Origin of the sequence: Pseudomonas sp. HOU2, assembly GCF_040729435.1 — a bacterium.
Taxonomy (GTDB): Bacteria; Pseudomonadota; Gammaproteobacteria; order Pseudomonadales; family Pseudomonadaceae; genus Aquipseudomonas.
The window spans coordinates 1,299,698-1,314,842 of sequence record NZ_CP160398.1 but is presented as its reverse complement, the minus strand read 5'-3'; the positions used below and the strand labels follow the sequence as shown (position 1 = coordinate 1,314,842).

Sequence of the window (15,145 nt, the reverse complement as noted above, 5' to 3'; positions counted from 1 at the left end):
GCACCCCGTGTGCAGCCCACCCCTACAGTGATGGAGAACCAGCATGACGTCAGTATTCGACCGCGAGGACATCCTCTTTCAGGTCGTGGTCAACCACGAAGAGCAATACTCGATCTGGCCGGATTACAAAGCCGTGCCTGAAGGCTGGCGCACCGTGGGCAAGAGCGGCCTGAAGAAGGAATGCCTGGCCTACATCGAAGAAGTCTGGACCGACATGCGTCCGCTGAGCCTGCGCCAGAAGATGGAAGGGCAGGCGGCTGCTCAGTAATCTGCCAGGCAAAACAAACCCGCTGGACTGGTGACAGTCAGCGGGTTTTTTCATGGTCCTCAAAAGATCGCAGCCTTCGGCAGCTCCTACATGGGGATACTGTAGGAGCTGCCGAAGGCTGCGATCTTTTGACTTAGGCCGAAGGCCCGCCGCTCAAACCCTTGAGCAGCAAATCCACATTCCCCTCCAGCTCCGCCACCGGATCTTCGGCATCGGTGCTCAACACCAGCAGTTGACTCCCCGATTCGGCAATCGCCGCTTTCACCGCTTCCGACGGCTGACGATGATGCAGCACCAGCGCCACGTCGTTGTCCTTGAGCGTCGCTGTGAGCTTCTTCAAGTCTTCGGTAGTCCACTCGGCATCCGGCCGTGGATCCTGGCCGATCAGCTCCAGATTCAGGCTGCCGATCAGGTAACCGAAGTGATCGCTGAGGCTCATCACACTCAGGTTGTCGGCCTCGGCCAGGCGCGCTTCGCTGTCGGCGCTGAGTTTGAGCAGGCGCTGTTTCAGCGCTGCCAGATTGGCCTCGATCTTCGGTTTGGCCGAAGGCGCCAGGCGCACTAGGTCCGCCGCCATCACGTCGGCCATGCGCCCCATGTTGTTGCTCGCCAGCCACGGCTGACTGTTCAAGCCATCGACCTTCAAGCCCGGTTGCACGGCAATCCCTGGCAGGGCGCCATCCACCGGGCGCGCCGCGTCGACTTCGACAATGCGAATGTTGCTGCGCCGCGCGATCGGGTACAGCGGATCATCGGCCCACAGCGAGCGCACGCCGATCACCGCGTCGGCAGCGGTTGCCAGTTTGCCCAGCGCCGGAGCGCCGCGACCGGTGAAGTACGCGGTCTGACGGCTGCCCGGCAGATTCGCCGGGGCTGCGCGTTCCAGGCTGACGTCGGTGCCTTTGAGCAGCACTTCGCCGAGGCCGTAGGTGATGGGCAACGAGGCCAGTACGCGCAGTGGTTGAGGGTTTTCAGCCGCCAGCAACGGGCTGCCGACCACGCCGCACAGGGCCATGGCCAGGGTCAGTTTTCGCAGTGAGAAAGTCATTTATCCAAGGTTCCCTTTCAGACTCGGGACAACCCCGCGCGCAATGGCGGCGAGGGCGAAGGCAATGCCGGCGACCAGGATGATCGCGGCGCCGGAGGGGATCGGCAGATCGAAGACGATCGGCGCGAGAATCCCGCACAGCGTGCTGACGGTGGCAATCAGCACCGAACACCAGAAGAAGCCCTTGAGCGACTGGCTGAGTAAACGCGCGGCCGCCGCCGGAATCACCAGCAACGCGCCGACCAGAATCGCGCCGATGACCTTCACCGCCGCGACGGTGATCAGCGTCACCAGAATCACGAACAGGTAATCCAGAGTCTTCACCGCGACGCCACGCACCGCCGCCAGTTGCGGGTTGAAACTGGCGAGCATGATCCGGTTGTACAGCGGCAGCGCCAGGGCCATGACCAGCGAACCGACGATGGCCAGCACCAGCAGGTCGTTGCCATTGACGGTGAGCACCGAACCGAACAGCACGTTCTCCAGAATGTGCACGTTGATCTTGCCGGCCAGAATCAGCAGCAGGCTCGCGCCGAGCGCCAGCGACACCGAGAGGAACACACCGATCAGGGTGTCCGGCGCCAGACCGGTGCGATTGCGCAGGTAATTGAGCAAAATGCCGAACAGCAGGCAGTAGCCGAACAGGCTGCCGTATGGCCCGGTGTAGGGTTCGCCGAGCAGAATGCCGATGGCCACGCCGGTCAGCGCCGCGTGCCCGACCGCTTCGGAGAAAAACGCAAAGCGCTTGACCACTACCAGCGTGCCGAGGCCGCCGAGCACCGGGCCGATCAACAGGCCGGCGAGCAGCGCGTTGACCACAAAACCGTAGGCCAGCGCCTCGGGCAGGTAACCGGACGACGCCCAGCCCTGAACCATCAAACGAAAGGCTTCGTAACTCATCAGACCGCGCTCCGAGGATGGGTGGAAAACAGACTCAGCAGACGTTCCGGGGTCAGTGCTTGTTGCGGCGTGGCGTCGAACAGCACGCGGCGGTTGAGACCGGTGACCCGGTCGGCCAGACGCTTGACCGCTTCCAGATCGTGCTCGATCCACAGCACGGTGATGCCGGCCGCGCGCCAGTCGCCGAGCAGGCGTTCGAACACCTGGATCCCGGCTTCGTCGAGGGCTGACATCGGCTCATCCAGCACCAGCAATTGCGGGGCCGGGATCAACCCTTGGGCGAGCAACACGCGCTGCCGTTCGCCACCGGACAACGCGCCCATGCGCCGCTTGCGTTTGTCCTGCATGCCGACCCGTTCCAGCGCCTCACCGATGGCGTTGGCGTAATGCTTGCTCAAGCCGAGGAACGCCGGCCGACGCTGGCACATCGCGGCCATGAAATCGTCGACGGTCATCGGCAGGCCGCGATCGAACTCCAGCGCCTGCGGCACGTAGCCGATGGTGCCGGGTTGGCCGGGCCAGTGCAGGCTCAGTTGACCCTGATGCGGCATCTGCCCGAGCAGGGTCTTGATCAGCGAGCTCTTGCCGCCGCCGTTGGGGCCGACCAGGGCGTGCACGTGGCCGGGCTGGACCTGGAAGGTGACGTTGTCGAGGATCGTGGTGCGCCCGAGGGTCAGACAAACCTCAGAAAATTCCAGGGTAGGCCCGCCTACCCTCTGTAGGAGTGAGCCTGCTCGCGATGGCGGAGTGTCATTCAGCGATGTGGTTGACTGGCCGGGCGCTATCGCGAGCAGGCTCGCTCCTACAGGGGATTCGAGTTCGTTCCGGATAGTTTCTTTCGAGGTCATGCCCCGGACTCCTGAATCGCCCGCACCACGGTGTCGAGGTTGCCGGTCATTTCCTTTTCATACTTGTCGGCGCTGTATTCGCCATAGGAAATGTGCGACAGCGGGTACAGCTTCACGCCGGACTCACGCTGGATGGTTTCGACGTAGGTGGAAGGGAAATCCATCTCCGAGAAAATCACCTTCACGTCGAGTTCGCGCAGTTGGTCGATGGTCTTTTTCAACTGGCTCGGGCTCGGTTCGATGCCGTGGGCCGGCTCGACCACGGCCGTCACTTCCAGGCCAAATTCGCGCAGCAGGTAGTCATAAGCCGCATGCACCGTGGCCACGCGCAGTTCGGCGTTCGGTGCCTGGGTCAGTTTGGCCAAGGCATCGGCGCGCATCTGCCGCAGGCGTTTGCCGTAGGCGCGGGCGTTCTGGGTGTAGGTTTTGGCGTTGTCCGGGTCGAGCTTGCCCAGCTCGCGGGCAATGTTGTTGACCTGAGCAATCGAGGCGCTGATCGACAGGAAGGTGTGCGGGTTGACCACTTTGCCGGCGCCGCGCGCGGCGGTACCGGTGGCGGCCAGCAGCGGCACGTTTTCGTTGGCTTCGATGGTCTTGATGTTCGGCGTTTCGCTGGCGGCGATCATGCGGTCGGCGAAGTCGTCATGGCCGACCCCGTTGAGCACGATCACATCCAGGCCGCTGATGCGCTTGATGTCTTCGGCGCGTGGCTCGTAGGCGTGCGGGTTGAAACCGGCGGGAATCAGCGGCACCACCTCGGCCTTGTCGCCGACGATATTCGCCACATAGCTGTAATACGGATGCAGGGTGATGCCGATGCGCAGGCGTTTGCCCGGATCGGCGCTGGCCAGCGGGCTCAGCAGGCACGCGCACAGGCTTAACAGCAGGGTGCGCAGGAGGGGACGGCGAGTCAGTGAAATAAGCATGGGCAAGCGGTCTTCTCTCGGGTGAAGGCGAAGGTTCAGTGGCGATGCTCGCGGGTCACGCCGGCATCGAACTGCGCGACGATCTGTTTCCAGCCAGCGGCGGACAGCGCGGCATCGGTCAGCTCGGCGGGCGTTTTCAGATCGGCGTCGCGGTTAAGCCAGATGTCCGGCGCGGCATTGGCGTCGGCGCTCAGCAACATCACGAACGAACCGGCGACGGCGGGCGCCTGGCTGTGGCCGAAATAGGCGCTGTCCGCCAGTAACTGCCAGGCATGCCCGCCACGGCTGACCGAGCTGGCGTCCTGAGCGAACGGGGCGAAACCTTCCTCGGCCAGATTTTGCGGGGTCGGCAGGCTTTGCTGCTCTTCACGCAGCAGGCGGATCTCGTCGAGGGTCACCCGCAGGTCGGCATAGATGCCTTGCTCGGCGGCGCTGAGATCGCGCCGCGCATCGAGCTGATGGCTGGCGACCGGTTCCGGTTCATGGGACACCCCGCGCCAGGCGACCACCGAGCCGGCGACCGCGAGGATCAGCAAGCACAACAGCAGAACGTTAAGGGTTTCATGCCCGGCACCGGCCGGGCGTACAACTTGGATGGTGGGCGTGCTCATGGGGCCTCGATGTCCGCTTGGTCGATTTCCACGACGTGGCCGGGGCCGGCGTCGAACAGCACGTAAAACTCGGCCGCCGGTTTCTTGAACGTCACGGTCGAATCGGCGCCGAGCTTGCCCGGCAGCAGAATGGTTTCGTCGTAACCGATCACGTCGAGGGTCACCCCCGGCGCGCCGCTGCCGTCGGAGAAGCCGCCGGTGCATTTGATCTGCTCGGCATCGACGGCTTTGCATTCGCACATCGGGTTATGGGCCAGGGCGCCGGCGCTGAAACCTGCGCACAGCATCAGCAACGCGGCGCGCAACCGCAGGCGGGAAGGGCGTTGAACGCGGTTCATGGTTTGGCTCCTTGTTGGTTCAGCCAGGCGAGGGTCGCGGGGGAGGCCTGGCTCAGGGGAATCGAGGCTTGGTGCATGCTGCCGTCCCAGCCTTCCATGGTGATCCACAGTTCGGCATCGGCTTTGGTTTTTTCCGCCACCGGCAATTGCGCGCCCATGCGATACGGCGTGCCAAAGAAAATCACCCCGGCGGCGCGCAGGCTGCGCGGTTTGCCAATGCGCAGGTAGGTGGCCTTGACCTGTTCGACACAGGCATCGCAGAGGGCGGCATTGAAGTCCTTCATGTAACCGGCGGGGCCGCTCAGGCGCGGTGCTTCGTTGCGCAGTTCGGCCAGGCGCAGGCTCCACGGGCCGACCTGGATCTCGCCGACCTCATGCTCACCAAGGCCGACGTCACCGCGAAACAGCGCGGCATCGGCGAAATACTTGGGCATGAAGCCCAACGGAATCAGCAGCAACAGGGCGTTCAGATGAAAGCGCCATTTGTGCCAGAAGCGGCGCAGGGCGGACGGTGGGGCAGTGCGGCTGGACTGGCTCACAGGCTGACCTCCGCCGGTTCACGGCTGACGCGGGGGTTGCGGGCCTTTTTATTCTCGCGCTTGAGCGCGTTGGCGGTGGCCAGCGCGGTGCGCTTGGTCCAGATCAACAGGCCGCTGAGGACCATCATGCTCAGCAGCAGGCCGAAGAAGAACCAGATCAGTTTGATCCACAGACCGCCGAAATCACCGGTGTGCAGCGGGCGCATCGACTCGGTGACGAACTCCAGCGAGGAACGGTCAGTCAGCAGTCGGGTGGCGGCCTTCTCACCGTTGTACGGATTCAGTGTGGCGGTCTGGAACATCAGTGGATACCAGCCGCGCCCGCCAAGGCTCAAGTGGCTGTAGGCATTGCCCGGCAGGCTGACGAAACTGACTTCCAGCCCGGGTATGTGCTGTTCGGCGATCTGTACCGCGCGATCGAGGCTGATTCGTGGGGGAGGACTGGCGTCGCTCGACATCGGTACGCTTTCCCGGGACATGGCGGGAATGATCGGCTCGCTGCTGATGGACACCTGGTTGTCGGCCAGAATGGCCTGAATCAGAAACCAGGTGCCGGTGATCGAGATCACCGCGATGAACCAGATCGACCAGATGCCGCTCAGTCGATGGAAATCGCCCCAGAAGATCCGCGCGCCGTGGCGAAAACGCAGGGTGGGTTTGAAGAAGCCTTTCCAGAAGCGCTTGTACACCACCAGCCCGGTCACTAGCGAAGCGAGCATCGGCAGGCCGAGGAACGACACCAGGTACCAGCCCCAACTGAAACCGTTGGTGAACGGCACCAGCCACCAGCCGTGCAGGGCGCGGGTGAACGCCTTGAAGTTGAAGTCCGGCGCCGGGCCCTGAATCACTCCGGTGTAAGGGTTGACGTAGACCGTCTGCGAGCGGCCGTCGGGGTAGCTGACCTCGACATCGAGGGCGAAGTGCGACTCGTCGGGACGGCTGATGCTTTCCACCAGCGTCTGCGGTTCGGCCTGTTTGATCGCGGCCAGCACTTGATCGTAACTGAGCCGCGGTGCGTCATCCGACGGCTGACTGGCGCGCATTTGCGGGTTGGCCAGCCAGACGATTTCCTGGCTGACCACCGCCAGCGTGCCGGTGACACAGACGATCAGGACAAAAAACCAGATCGGCAGCGCGAGCCAGCTATGCACCAGGAACCACAGTTTGGAACGGGATTTCTTCGACATGTTTGCGCGTCTTGATTTCGATGAAAGGGCACGCGGCTACGGGCTTCGCAGCGCGGGTGTCCGCAAAAGGCGCGGTCGTGGCTGTTGCCTGTGCGAACGGCCTGCATCTCTATAGGACGGATGAGCCGGACAAATCCCGAAAGGTGATATGAAAGCAAATGTTTCGCACTTCGCAGGGAGCGACGAGATCCCTCTGTAGGAGCTGCGGCACGCTGCGATCTTTTGATCCTGGTCTGTAAAAACAGGATCAAAAGATCGCAGCCTCGTTGCACTCGACAGCTCCTACAGGATTTTGCGGGTCGTCAGATCAAACACGATTCATGAATGTGGCACTCACTGTCAGGCAATTGATGGCCGGTTCGCGCTCCTTATGATGGAAATCACTGGATTCCCCGAGCGAGCACCCTGATGAGCCCCAGAACCCTCTACGACAAACACATCGATTCGCACACCGTGTGCCGCCTCGACGATCAGGGTCATGCGCTGCTGTATATCGATCGCCAGGTGATCAACGAATACACCAGCCCGCAGGCGTTCAGCGGTCTGCGCGCCGCCGGGCGCAAGGTATGGCGGCCCGGCACGGCGCTGGCGGTGGTCGATCACGTCAACCCGACCACCCCCAAACGGGTGGCGGCGATGCCTGATGCCGGCGGTGCGCGGCAGGTGTCGTATCTGGCGGAAAACTGCCGGGACTTCGGCATCGAACTGCTGGATATCCTCGACAAGCGTCAGGGCATTGAACATGTGATCGCCCCGGAGCAGGGCTTCATTCTGCCGGGCATGGTCATCGCCGCCGGCGACAGCCACACCACCACGTACGGCGCGCTGGGGGCGTTCGGATTTGGCATCGGTACCTCGGAAATCGAGCACCTGCTGGCCTCGCAAACGCTGGTCTACAAACGCCTGAAAAGCCTGCGCGTGACGGTGGATGGCGAGCTGGCGCCGGGGCTGACGTCGAAGGACGTGATCATGGCGCTGATCGGCCGCATCGGTGCGTCGGGCGCCACTGGCTATGCGATCGAGTTCTGCGGTTCGACCATCGATGCGCTGAGCGTTGAAGCGCGGATGACCATTTGCAACATGGCGGTGGAGGCCGGCGCACGCGGCGCGTTCATGGCGCCGGACGAAAAAGTCTTCGCCTATCTCAAGGGCAAACCCCGGGCGCCGCAAGGTGAGTTGTGGGAGCGCGGCGTGGAAAAATGGCGTGAACTGCGCAGCGATCCCGGCGCCGTGTTTGACCGTGAAGTACACCTGGACGCCAGCCTGCTGGAGCCGATGGTCACCTGGGGCACCAGCCCGGATCATGCGGCGCCGATCGGCGCGCAGGTGCCGGACCCGCAACGCATCGATGATCCGATCCTGCGTCAGGACATGCGCCGCGCCCTTCAATACATGGGCCTGGAGGCGGGAATGGCACTGCGCGATATCGTCATCAGTCACGCTTTTATCGGCTCCTGCACCAACGCGCGGATCGAGGATCTGCGTGACGCCGCTAGCGTGGTGCGGGGACGGCAGGTGGCCGGGCATGTGCGGGCGATGATCGTGCCCGGTTCCAGCGAAGTGCGCGCTCAGGCCGAGGCTGAGGGGCTGGCGCAGATCTTCATCGACGCCGGGTTTGAATGGCGTCAGTCCGGCTGCTCGATGTGCCTGGCGATGAACGATGACGTGCTCGCGCCCGGCGACCGTTGCGCCTCCAGCACCAACCGCAATTTCGAAGGCCGCCAGGGTGCCGGGGCGCGCACCCATCTGATGAGTCCGGCGATGGTTGCCGCTGCCGCGATCAGTGGCCACCTCACCGACATCCGCCACTTTGGAGAACGCCCATGAGTCTGCAACCCTTCACGCAAGTCAGCGGCCAGGCCGCGCCGCTGCTCGCGGCCAACGTTGATACCGACGTGATCATGCCCAAGCAGTTTCTCAAGGGTATCGACCGTCAGGGGCTGGATCGTGGGCTGTTTTTCGATCTGCGCTTTCTCGCCGACGGTACGCCCAACCCGGAATTCGTGCTGAACCAACCGGCCTGGCAGGGCGCGAGTTTCTTGGTGGTCGGGACGAATTTCGGCTGCGGTTCCAGCCGCGAACACGCGGTGTGGGGGTTGCAGCAAATGGGCATTCGCGCGCTGATCGGCAGCCGTTTTGCCGGAATCTTCTACGACAACTGCCAGCGTAACGGGGTATTGCTGATCACGCTGGATGAAGCGCACGTGCAGCGTATCGGCCGGTTGGTGAGTCAGCCTGAAACGGCCCGGATCAATGTGGATCTGGAGGCGCAGCAGATCCGACTGGCGGACGGTGAAGTCATCGATTTCCAGATTGATGGCTTGCGCAAGACCGCACTGTTGCTGGGGCTGGATGCGATTGGCAGTACCTTGCAGCGGCGTGAGCAGATCGAGGCGTTCGAGCGCGAACACCTGGCCGCCAACCCATGGCTGACCTGACACACCTTTGACCCTGTGGGAGCTGGCTTGCCAGCGATGAGGCCAGCACATCCAGCATTTATATCGGCTGGGCTGACGCCTTCGCTGGCAAGCCAGCTCCCACAAGGTTTTGTGGTGTTTGGGTTACAGAGAAAGATCCTTGAAATGCCCCTGCAAAAACTCCACACACGCCCGCAGCTTCCCGGAGTTGGCCAGCCGTGTCGGGTACACCGCCCAGACATTGGCGCTCTGGCTGTAATCGGCCAGCACCGGCAGCAGTCGGCCCTGATCCAGCAACGGTTTCACATCCCACAACGAACGCAGCAACACGCCGCGTCCGTCGAGCGCCCATTGCAGGACGATCTCGCCGTTGTTGGAGGATAACGGCCCATTGACCCGCACGCTTTCCGGCGTACCGTCGCGATCCAGATGCCAGACGCCGAAGGCGTTGTCGCGCTCCTTGATCACCAGGCAGTCATGTTGCTGTAGATCGTCCAGAGTCTGCGGTGTACCTCGGCGCTCAAGGTATTCGGGCGCAGCGCACAGCACCCGGCGGTTACTCACCAGTTGCCGGCCGATGTGCTGGCCGGGCAGGTCGTCGCCGACGCGGATTTCCAGATCGAAGCCCTCGTTGACGATGTCCACTGCACGGTCGAACAGGTCCAGGCGAATCTGCAACTGCGGGTGAAGCTCGGCCAGCCGCGAAACCGCAGGCGCCACATGGTTACGGCCGAAACCGAAACTGCTGCAAATGTGCAGGCGCCCGCGCGGGCTGTCGTGGGCGTCGGCGAGGTCGTCGCGCAACTGCTGGAAGACATCGAGAATACGTAAGGCCCAGCGCTGCACCCGCTCGCCGTCCTCGGTCAGCGACACGCGACGACTGGTGCGGTGCAGCAGGCGAGTGCCGAGGGTCGATTCGAGAATCTGAATGCGTTTGCTGACGTAGGCCGGGGACAGGCCCAGCTCATCGGCAGCGGCGGCGAAACCGTTCTTGCGGATCACGGTCAGCAGCACGCGCAGGTCTTCGGGCAGGGGCACGGGGTCTTGGTTCTGGGACATGGCGGAACGGGCACTGGCGGCACAAGCCGCCAGCATAGCATCGGCGGGGAACGCTCGATTCAGCGCAGGAAATCCAGCGCCTCGGCGAGCAACAGTTCGGGCACTTCCTCGGCCAGATAATGCCCGGCCGGCAGCGCCTTGCCGCTGACGTCGGTTGCCACGTGCTGCCATTCCTTGAGCGGATCGAAGCAACGGCCGACCGTGCCTTCGGCGCCCCACAACACCCGCAGCGGCAGATCAAGATGATTGCCGGCAGCGAGGTCGGCACTGTCATGTTCCAGATCGATGCTGGCGCTGGCGCGGTAATCTTCGCAAATGCCCCGGGCACTGCCGGGACGTTGCAGGCAGCGCAGGTATTCGCCGATCGCTTGCTCGGTGAAAGGCGCTAGTCCGGCACTGCGGCTGCCCATTACGCTGCGCAGGTAGGCTTCGGGATTCGCCTCGATCAGGGTTTCCGGCAACGGTGCCGGGCGGATCAGGAAGAACCAGTGCCAATAGGCGCGGGCGAAGGCTTCGTTGGTCTGGGTGTACATCGCCAGGGTCGGGGCGATGTCCAGCAGCATCATCCGCTGTACGGTGGATGGATGGTCGAGGGCCAGACGATGGGCGACCCGGGCGCCACGGTCGTGGGCCAGGATCGAGAACTGCGCAAAGCCCAGCGACTGCATCAACTCGACGTTGTCCCTGGCCATTTCGCGTTTTGAATAGCTGCGGTGCTGCTCATCGGCGGCGGGGCGGGCGCTGTCGCCATACCCGCGCAAGTCGGCGGCGACCACAGTGAAGTGCTCGGCCAGTTGTTCGGCAATCTTGTGCCAGATCACGTGGGTCTGCGGGTGCCCGTGCAACAGCAACAATCCCGGGCCGCTGCCGCCAAGGCGATAGGCGATGTCGACGCCGTTGACGTGGCGCTGGTCTTTGACGAATCCGGCAAACATCGGGCTGATCCTTGTTCAGGTGCGGGTGGGATGCATCCTGAAAGTGTTCGACATTCGGGGCAAGGGTCGAAGCGTGGTGTGGTGGTTCATGAAGTGTGATGTGTGTCGTCAGGGCTGGCCCCTTCGCGGGCAAGCCCGCTCCCACAGTGTTTTTCTGTGTGACACCCATCGTATAAACACCAGAGATCCCTGTGGGAGCGGGCTTGCCCGCGAAGAGGCCAGCCCAAACCCTGAAGATCTCAACCCTGACTGAACATCTCCATCGCCCGCTGCTTGATCTGCTCTTCCGTCAGATCCTCCTTGCGCGTCGCCAGAAACCACACATGACCATACGGATCCTTCAGCGTCCCGCTGCGATCGCCATAAAACTGGTCCTTGACCTCCGACACCGCTTTCGCCCCGGCATCCAGGGCTCGTTGAAAGGACTTGTCGACATCGGTGACGTACAGATGCAGACCAACGGCCACGGCGTTGTCCGGATCGCTCAACGGCCCTTGATCGCACGGCGTGCCGAGCATGATCGCGCTGTCGCCAATGCGCAGTTCGGCGTGGCCGACGCGCCCGTCGGGCATGTCCAGGCGCATGACCTGCGTGGCGCCGAAGGCTTTCTTGTAGAACTCGATGGCTTCGGCAGCCTTGAGGATGCCGAGGTACGGGGTAATGCTGTGATACCCCTCGGGAATGGGTTTGACGCTCATGACGTTCTCCCTGTTTTTGTTTTGCGAGGTATGGCTCCACCGGATTTGTGGAAGATTCACTATAGAACTGTCTGCGCGGCCAGGATTTTTCCCCGACGAGCAGTCAGCCGAGGAAATGCGCCCCCGGCCCCTGCTCACCGAGCACATCGCCCTGGTTGCGCAGCGGGCAGGCTTCCATCGACAGACACCCACAACCGATGCAACCGGTGAGCCGGTCGCGCAACAGGGTCAATTGGTTGATCCGCTCATCCAGCTCCCGTCGCCACTGCTCGGACAGGATTTTCCAGTCTGCCGCTGTTGGCGCGCGGTCGTCCGGGAGGGTTTTCAGCGCCTCACCGATTTCCGCCAGCGGAATGCCCAGACGCTGCGCGACCTTGATCAACGCCACACGGCGCAAGACCGCCCGTGGGTAACGGCGCTGATTGCCGGCATTGCGCTGGCTGGTGATCAGGCCTTTCGATTCATAAAAGTGCAGGGCAGTGACCGCCACACCGCTGCGCGCGGCGACTTCACCGACGGTGAGCTGTTTGTGCAGGTTTTCCGGGGTGATCATTTTGCAAAAGGGCTCTTGACCTTGACTTAACTAGAGGTTTTACCCTGCAGGCCTTCGAGTCGCAAGACTCGGCTTACGATGAGTGGGGACTTCTCATGCAAACCTCAGCGAAAAATCGCAGCTTTACCCAATTGATCGAATTTGAGATCGAACCACGCCAGCAACCGGCATTGGTTTCGGCGCTGGCGCAGCAGAGCGAACATCTGGCGCAGCGCTACGCAGGCTTTGTCAGCGCCAGCGTCCAGGTCAGCGACGACGGTCGGCGGGTGCTGAGCTTGCTGCAGTGGCAGAGCCGCGAGGCCGGGGAGGCGGCGTTCGGTCGCTATGAAAGCGGCGAGCAGGATTTCTGGCAACTGATCCGCGCCCATCAGGCGAAAACCGTGACCTTCAATTCATTCCAGGTGTTGAGCAGCATCGCCCGCAGTCATGACGATGCGCTGCACTGCAACCTGGTCGGCTAGATCGACAACTGGATCAGGCGTTCACCGTGCAGGTTCTCCGTGAGTCGCCGCTTGTTCACCGCCAGTTCGCCGATCTTGATCAGCCGCGTGCGCGTGACGTTGCGGCTCAGGCCGAGCAGCGCGGCGGTGTGCACCTGGTTGTAATGGCAGAAGCGATAGGCGGCGCGCAGCAGGGCGTCTTCGACCTTTTCGTGGAGGGCGCCGGCCTGTTGTTCGAAGAGCTTCTGGAAGGCTTGCTCCAGCAACGCTTCCGGTGAATCGTCGGTGTTCGACTGCTGATCATCCGGGCGCTCGATGCGCAGGTTCGACAGGCGCAGATCGTCGCGCTCGATCACGCCGTTGCGGCAGATCAACAGGGTGTGATGGATGACGTTTTCCAGTTCGCGGATGTTGCCCGGCCAACTGTAGCTGCGCAGTTTCTGTTCGGCACCGGAGCTGATGCTGACCCGTCCGTAACCGAGGCGCTGGCTGTAGGCCTCGATGAAATGCCGGGTCAGCGGCAGGATATCGCCGGGGCGGTCGCGCAACGGACTGAGTTCCAGATTGACCACGTTCAACCGATAGAACAGGTCTTCGCGAAAGTTGCCGGCATTGATCGCCTTTTCCAGTTGCACGTTGGTCGCCGCCAGCACCCGCACATCGATCGGAATGCTCTTGCGCGAGCCGAGGCGCACCACTTCGCGTTCCTGCAACACGCGCAGCAACTTGACCTGAATCGCCATCGGCAAATCGCCGATTTCGTCTAGGAACAAGGTGCCGCCGTCCGCCTCTTCGAACCAGCCGGCCTTGGCGCTGAGCGCGCCGGTGAACGCACCTTTCTCATGGCCGAACAGCTCGGCCTCCACCAGTGATTCGGAGAACGCGCCGCAGTTCACCGCGACAAATGGCCGATGCCGGCGGTGGCTCAGGTTGTGGATGTGCCGCGCCACCAGTTCCTTGCCGGTGCCGGTCTCGCCGATGATCAGCACGCTGGCTTCGCTCGGCGCGACTTGTTGCAGATGCGCCAGCAGGGCTTGGGACTTGGGGTCTTCGAAGACCTGCGCGGTGGCGCGGATCGACGTCGCCAGAGCGGGTGAGGGCGGAAGGGTCAGCAGTTGCATGGGCTCGCTCCATTAAAGGCAAGATCAGGAATAGAACGTCGGCACCGGCAGCGCCTGGTTCAGCGCCCAGTCGCCCAGCTCGTGGAGTTTGTAGTCGAGCGGGTCGTGCAGGGTCTGCGTGCGCAGGTTGCGCCAGTGCCGGTCGAGGCGCAGCGAGGCGTGGGTCGAACGCGCGCCAGTGACTTCGAACAAGCGGCTGCAAATCTTCAGCCCCTGACGACTGGCGGCGACCTTGGCGGTGGCAATCGCCGTGGCCAGATGTCCGCGCTCTTCTGCCGTCAGGTTCGGGCCTTTGGCCCAGGCCTCGTCGAGCAATGCGGCAGACCGTTCGACCAGCAGGCGGATGCCTTCCAGCGCCACCCAGAACTCGCCGTAATGCGCGAGTACGTACGGATCTTCACGCACATTGCGGGCGGCGGATTTGTGCCACAGCCGGGTTTCGCTCAGCGTGTATTGCCGGGCTTCTGCAAAGGCGCCTTCGGCGATGCCGAGGAACATGTGAGTGAAGGTCAGTTGCGCGATCAGCGGACGCAGGCAGGCGAACGGTGTGCTCAACGGACCGGGATCAAGCAGCAGCTCGGATTCTTCGACCCGCACCCGCTCGAACGTGGCGCTGCCACTGTCGGTCTGGCGCTGGCCAATGTTGTTCCAGTCGTCGTGCAGAGTGATGCCGCTGCGTCCGCTGGGGATCGCCGCGATCAGCAATTTGCCGCCGGCACTTTCGTCCACCGCCGAGGCGATCAGCATCTGCGAATCGCTGGCGCCGGAGCAGAAGCTTTTCTTCCCGGAAAATTCGCGCCAACCGCCGAAGTCCTTGACCACGGTGCGGGTGTCGAGTGGGTTGAGCGCGTTGCCCCAGAACCAGTTCTGCCGCGCGGTCTGTTCGAACCACGGCTGCCATTGTTCGGGTCGCGAGAACAGGCGCACGGTGGCGAGCATCAGGTGATGAAAGCCGAAGACGTGGGCGATGGAACTGTCGACCTTGGCGAACTCGCGCACGACTTGCAGGGTTTCGCTCCATGTCGCGCCGAGGCCGCCGTAGCGGGTGGGAATGCTCAGGGCCAGCAGGCCGCTGTCGCGCAGGGCATCGCGCTCGGCCTTCGGTGTGCCGCCGCGCTCGTCACGCTCGACGGCGGTGAGGGCGAATTCGGCTGCAAGTTGACGCGCGGTCTGCAGCGGGGAGAGCAGGGTGCTTTGTGGTTTGGCGGTCACACCAAATCTCCTATGTTCTACAACTTCCGTGTAGGAGCTGCCGCA

At 63.1% G+C, this 15,145-nt stretch carries 18 protein-coding genes; 4 read left to right on the top strand and 14 right to left on the bottom strand.

The annotated features are described in order from the left end of the window. Positions 1-43: 43 nt before the first annotated feature. A complete protein-coding gene (locus tag ABV589_RS05845) occupies positions 44-268 on the top strand; it encodes an MbtH family protein (RefSeq protein WP_003226665.1) in 225 nt (74 codons plus the stop codon). A gap of 133 nt (positions 269-401) precedes the next feature. On the opposite strand, the gene ABV589_RS05840 is transcribed toward ABV589_RS05845, so the two are convergent. The 8 genes from ABV589_RS05840 to ABV589_RS05805 are packed head-to-tail and all read right to left on the bottom strand — an operon-like array spanning position 402 to position 6,665. Continuing rightward, positions 402-1,316: a zinc ABC transporter substrate-binding protein gene (locus ABV589_RS05840; RefSeq protein ID WP_367085236.1), complete on the bottom strand. Its 915-nt coding sequence runs from the start codon at positions 1,314-1,316 to the stop codon at positions 402-404. Continuing rightward, the gene (locus ABV589_RS05835) at positions 1,317-2,216 is read right to left on the bottom strand and encodes a metal ABC transporter permease (RefSeq protein WP_003226663.1); all 900 of its coding nucleotides are present in this window, start codon (positions 2,214-2,216) and stop codon (positions 1,317-1,319) included. It abuts the gene before it with no gap. After that, the gene (locus tag ABV589_RS05830) at positions 2,216-3,064 is read right to left on the bottom strand and encodes a metal ABC transporter ATP-binding protein (RefSeq protein ID WP_367085235.1); all 849 of its coding nucleotides are present in this window, start codon (positions 3,062-3,064) and stop codon (positions 2,216-2,218) included. Before ABV589_RS05830 ends, ABV589_RS05835 begins: the two co-directional genes overlap by 1 nt. Further along, a complete protein-coding gene (locus ABV589_RS05825) occupies positions 3,061-3,990 on the bottom strand; it encodes a metal ABC transporter substrate-binding protein (protein ID WP_367085234.1) in 930 nt (309 codons plus the stop codon). The genes ABV589_RS05830 and ABV589_RS05825 overlap by 4 nt, the downstream gene beginning before the upstream one ends. 35 nt (positions 3,991-4,025) lie before the next feature. Beyond that, the gene (locus ABV589_RS05820) at positions 4,026-4,601 is read right to left on the bottom strand and encodes a DUF6162 family protein (RefSeq protein ID WP_367085233.1); all 576 of its coding nucleotides are present in this window, start codon (positions 4,599-4,601) and stop codon (positions 4,026-4,028) included. Beyond that, a complete protein-coding gene (locus ABV589_RS05815) occupies positions 4,598-4,939 on the bottom strand; it encodes a hypothetical protein (protein WP_007965473.1) in 342 nt (113 codons plus the stop codon). The genes ABV589_RS05820 and ABV589_RS05815 overlap by 4 nt, the downstream gene beginning before the upstream one ends. Continuing rightward, a complete protein-coding gene (locus ABV589_RS05810) occupies positions 4,936-5,478 on the bottom strand; it encodes a thiamine pyrophosphate-binding protein (RefSeq protein ID WP_367085232.1) in 543 nt (180 codons plus the stop codon). The genes ABV589_RS05815 and ABV589_RS05810 overlap by 4 nt, the downstream gene beginning before the upstream one ends. Continuing rightward, positions 5,475-6,665: a PepSY domain-containing protein gene (locus ABV589_RS05805; protein ID WP_367085231.1), complete on the bottom strand. Its 1,191-nt coding sequence runs from the start codon at positions 6,663-6,665 to the stop codon at positions 5,475-5,477. Before ABV589_RS05805 ends, ABV589_RS05810 begins: the two co-directional genes overlap by 4 nt. A gap of 408 nt (positions 6,666-7,073) precedes the next feature. Between ABV589_RS05805 and leuC the strand changes: the two genes are divergently transcribed. After that, positions 7,074-8,492, top strand: a complete 1,419-nt coding sequence (leuC, locus tag ABV589_RS05800) for a 3-isopropylmalate dehydratase large subunit (protein ID WP_367085230.1) — start codon at positions 7,074-7,076, stop codon at positions 8,490-8,492. Then, positions 8,489-9,103, top strand: coding sequence for a 3-isopropylmalate dehydratase small subunit (gene leuD / locus ABV589_RS05795; RefSeq protein ID WP_367085229.1), 615 nt, complete (start codon positions 8,489-8,491; stop codon positions 9,101-9,103). Before leuC ends, leuD begins: the two co-directional genes overlap by 4 nt. 123 nt (positions 9,104-9,226) lie before the next feature. On the opposite strand, the gene ABV589_RS05790 is transcribed toward leuD, so the two are convergent. From ABV589_RS05790 to soxR, 4 genes are all read right to left on the bottom strand, one after another. Next, positions 9,227-10,177, bottom strand: coding sequence for a LysR substrate-binding domain-containing protein (locus ABV589_RS05790; protein ID WP_367085228.1), 951 nt, complete (start codon positions 10,175-10,177; stop codon positions 9,227-9,229). Positions 10,178-10,200: 23 nt separating this feature from the next. Further along, positions 10,201-11,076 carry an alpha/beta hydrolase gene (locus tag ABV589_RS05785; protein WP_367085227.1) on the bottom strand — a complete coding sequence of 292 codons (876 nt, stop codon included), beginning with the start codon at positions 11,074-11,076 and terminating at the stop codon, positions 10,201-10,203. A gap of 239 nt (positions 11,077-11,315) precedes the next feature. Further along, positions 11,316-11,774: a VOC family protein gene (locus tag ABV589_RS05780; protein ID WP_367085226.1), complete on the bottom strand. Its 459-nt coding sequence runs from the start codon at positions 11,772-11,774 to the stop codon at positions 11,316-11,318. Between the two features lie 103 nt (positions 11,775-11,877). Next, entirely contained in the window at positions 11,878-12,327 is a 450-nt protein-coding gene (gene soxR / locus ABV589_RS05775) for a redox-sensitive transcriptional activator SoxR (protein WP_367085225.1), read from the bottom strand. A 95-nt stretch (positions 12,328-12,422) separates the two neighbouring features. On the opposite strand from soxR, the gene ABV589_RS05770 reads away from it, so the two are divergent. Further along, entirely contained in the window at positions 12,423-12,788 is a 366-nt protein-coding gene (locus ABV589_RS05770; RefSeq protein WP_367085224.1) for an antibiotic biosynthesis monooxygenase, read from the top strand. On the opposite strand, the gene ABV589_RS05765 is transcribed toward ABV589_RS05770, so the two are convergent. Further along, positions 12,785-13,888 (bottom strand): sigma-54 dependent transcriptional regulator, encoded by a 1,104-nt coding sequence (locus tag ABV589_RS05765; protein WP_367085223.1) that lies wholly within the window; start codon positions 13,886-13,888, stop codon positions 12,785-12,787. The genes ABV589_RS05770 and ABV589_RS05765 overlap by 4 nt on opposite strands. Positions 13,889-13,912: 24 nt before the next feature. Beyond that, positions 13,913-15,100 carry an acyl-CoA dehydrogenase family protein gene (locus ABV589_RS05760; RefSeq protein WP_367085222.1) on the bottom strand — a complete coding sequence of 396 codons (1,188 nt, stop codon included), beginning with the start codon at positions 15,098-15,100 and terminating at the stop codon, positions 13,913-13,915. Between the last annotated feature and the right edge of the window lie 45 nt (positions 15,101-15,145).

Bases quoted from the DNA above. Each gene is read 5' to 3' on its own strand.
- ABV589_RS05845 (WP_003226665.1), top strand. From the start codon at position 44: ATGACGTCAGTATTCGACCGCGAGGACATCCTCTTTCAGGTCGTGGTC.
- ABV589_RS05840 (WP_367085236.1), bottom strand. From the start codon at position 1,316: ATGACTTTCTCACTGCGAAAACTGACCCTGGCCATGGCCCTGTGCGGC.
- ABV589_RS05835 (WP_003226663.1), bottom strand. From the start codon at position 2,216: ATGAGTTACGAAGCCTTTCGTTTGATGGTTCAGGGCTGGGCGTCGTCC.
- ABV589_RS05830 (WP_367085235.1), bottom strand. From the start codon at position 3,064: ATGACCTCGAAAGAAACTATCCGGAACGAACTCGAATCCCCTGTAGGA.
- ABV589_RS05825 (WP_367085234.1), bottom strand. From the start codon at position 3,990: ATGCTTATTTCACTGACTCGCCGTCCCCTCCTGCGCACCCTGCTGTTA.
- ABV589_RS05820 (WP_367085233.1), bottom strand. From the start codon at position 4,601: ATGAGCACGCCCACCATCCAAGTTGTACGCCCGGCCGGTGCCGGGCAT.
- ABV589_RS05815 (WP_007965473.1), bottom strand. From the start codon at position 4,939: ATGAACCGCGTTCAACGCCCTTCCCGCCTGCGGTTGCGCGCCGCGTTG.
- ABV589_RS05805 (WP_367085231.1), bottom strand. From the start codon at position 6,665: ATGTCGAAGAAATCCCGTTCCAAACTGTGGTTCCTGGTGCATAGCTGG.
- leuC (WP_367085230.1), top strand. From the start codon at position 7,074: ATGAGCCCCAGAACCCTCTACGACAAACACATCGATTCGCACACCGTG.
- leuD (WP_367085229.1), top strand. From the start codon at position 8,489: ATGAGTCTGCAACCCTTCACGCAAGTCAGCGGCCAGGCCGCGCCGCTG.
- ABV589_RS05790 (WP_367085228.1), bottom strand. From the start codon at position 10,177: ATGCTGGCGGCTTGTGCCGCCAGTGCCCGTTCCGCCATGTCCCAGAAC.
- ABV589_RS05785 (WP_367085227.1), bottom strand. From the start codon at position 11,076: ATGTTTGCCGGATTCGTCAAAGACCAGCGCCACGTCAACGGCGTCGAC.
- ABV589_RS05780 (WP_367085226.1), bottom strand. From the start codon at position 11,774: ATGAGCGTCAAACCCATTCCCGAGGGGTATCACAGCATTACCCCGTAC.
- soxR (WP_367085225.1), bottom strand. From the start codon at position 12,327: ATGATCACCCCGGAAAACCTGCACAAACAGCTCACCGTCGGTGAAGTC.
- ABV589_RS05770 (WP_367085224.1), top strand. From the start codon at position 12,423: ATGCAAACCTCAGCGAAAAATCGCAGCTTTACCCAATTGATCGAATTT.
- ABV589_RS05765 (WP_367085223.1), bottom strand. From the start codon at position 13,888: ATGCAACTGCTGACCCTTCCGCCCTCACCCGCTCTGGCGACGTCGATC.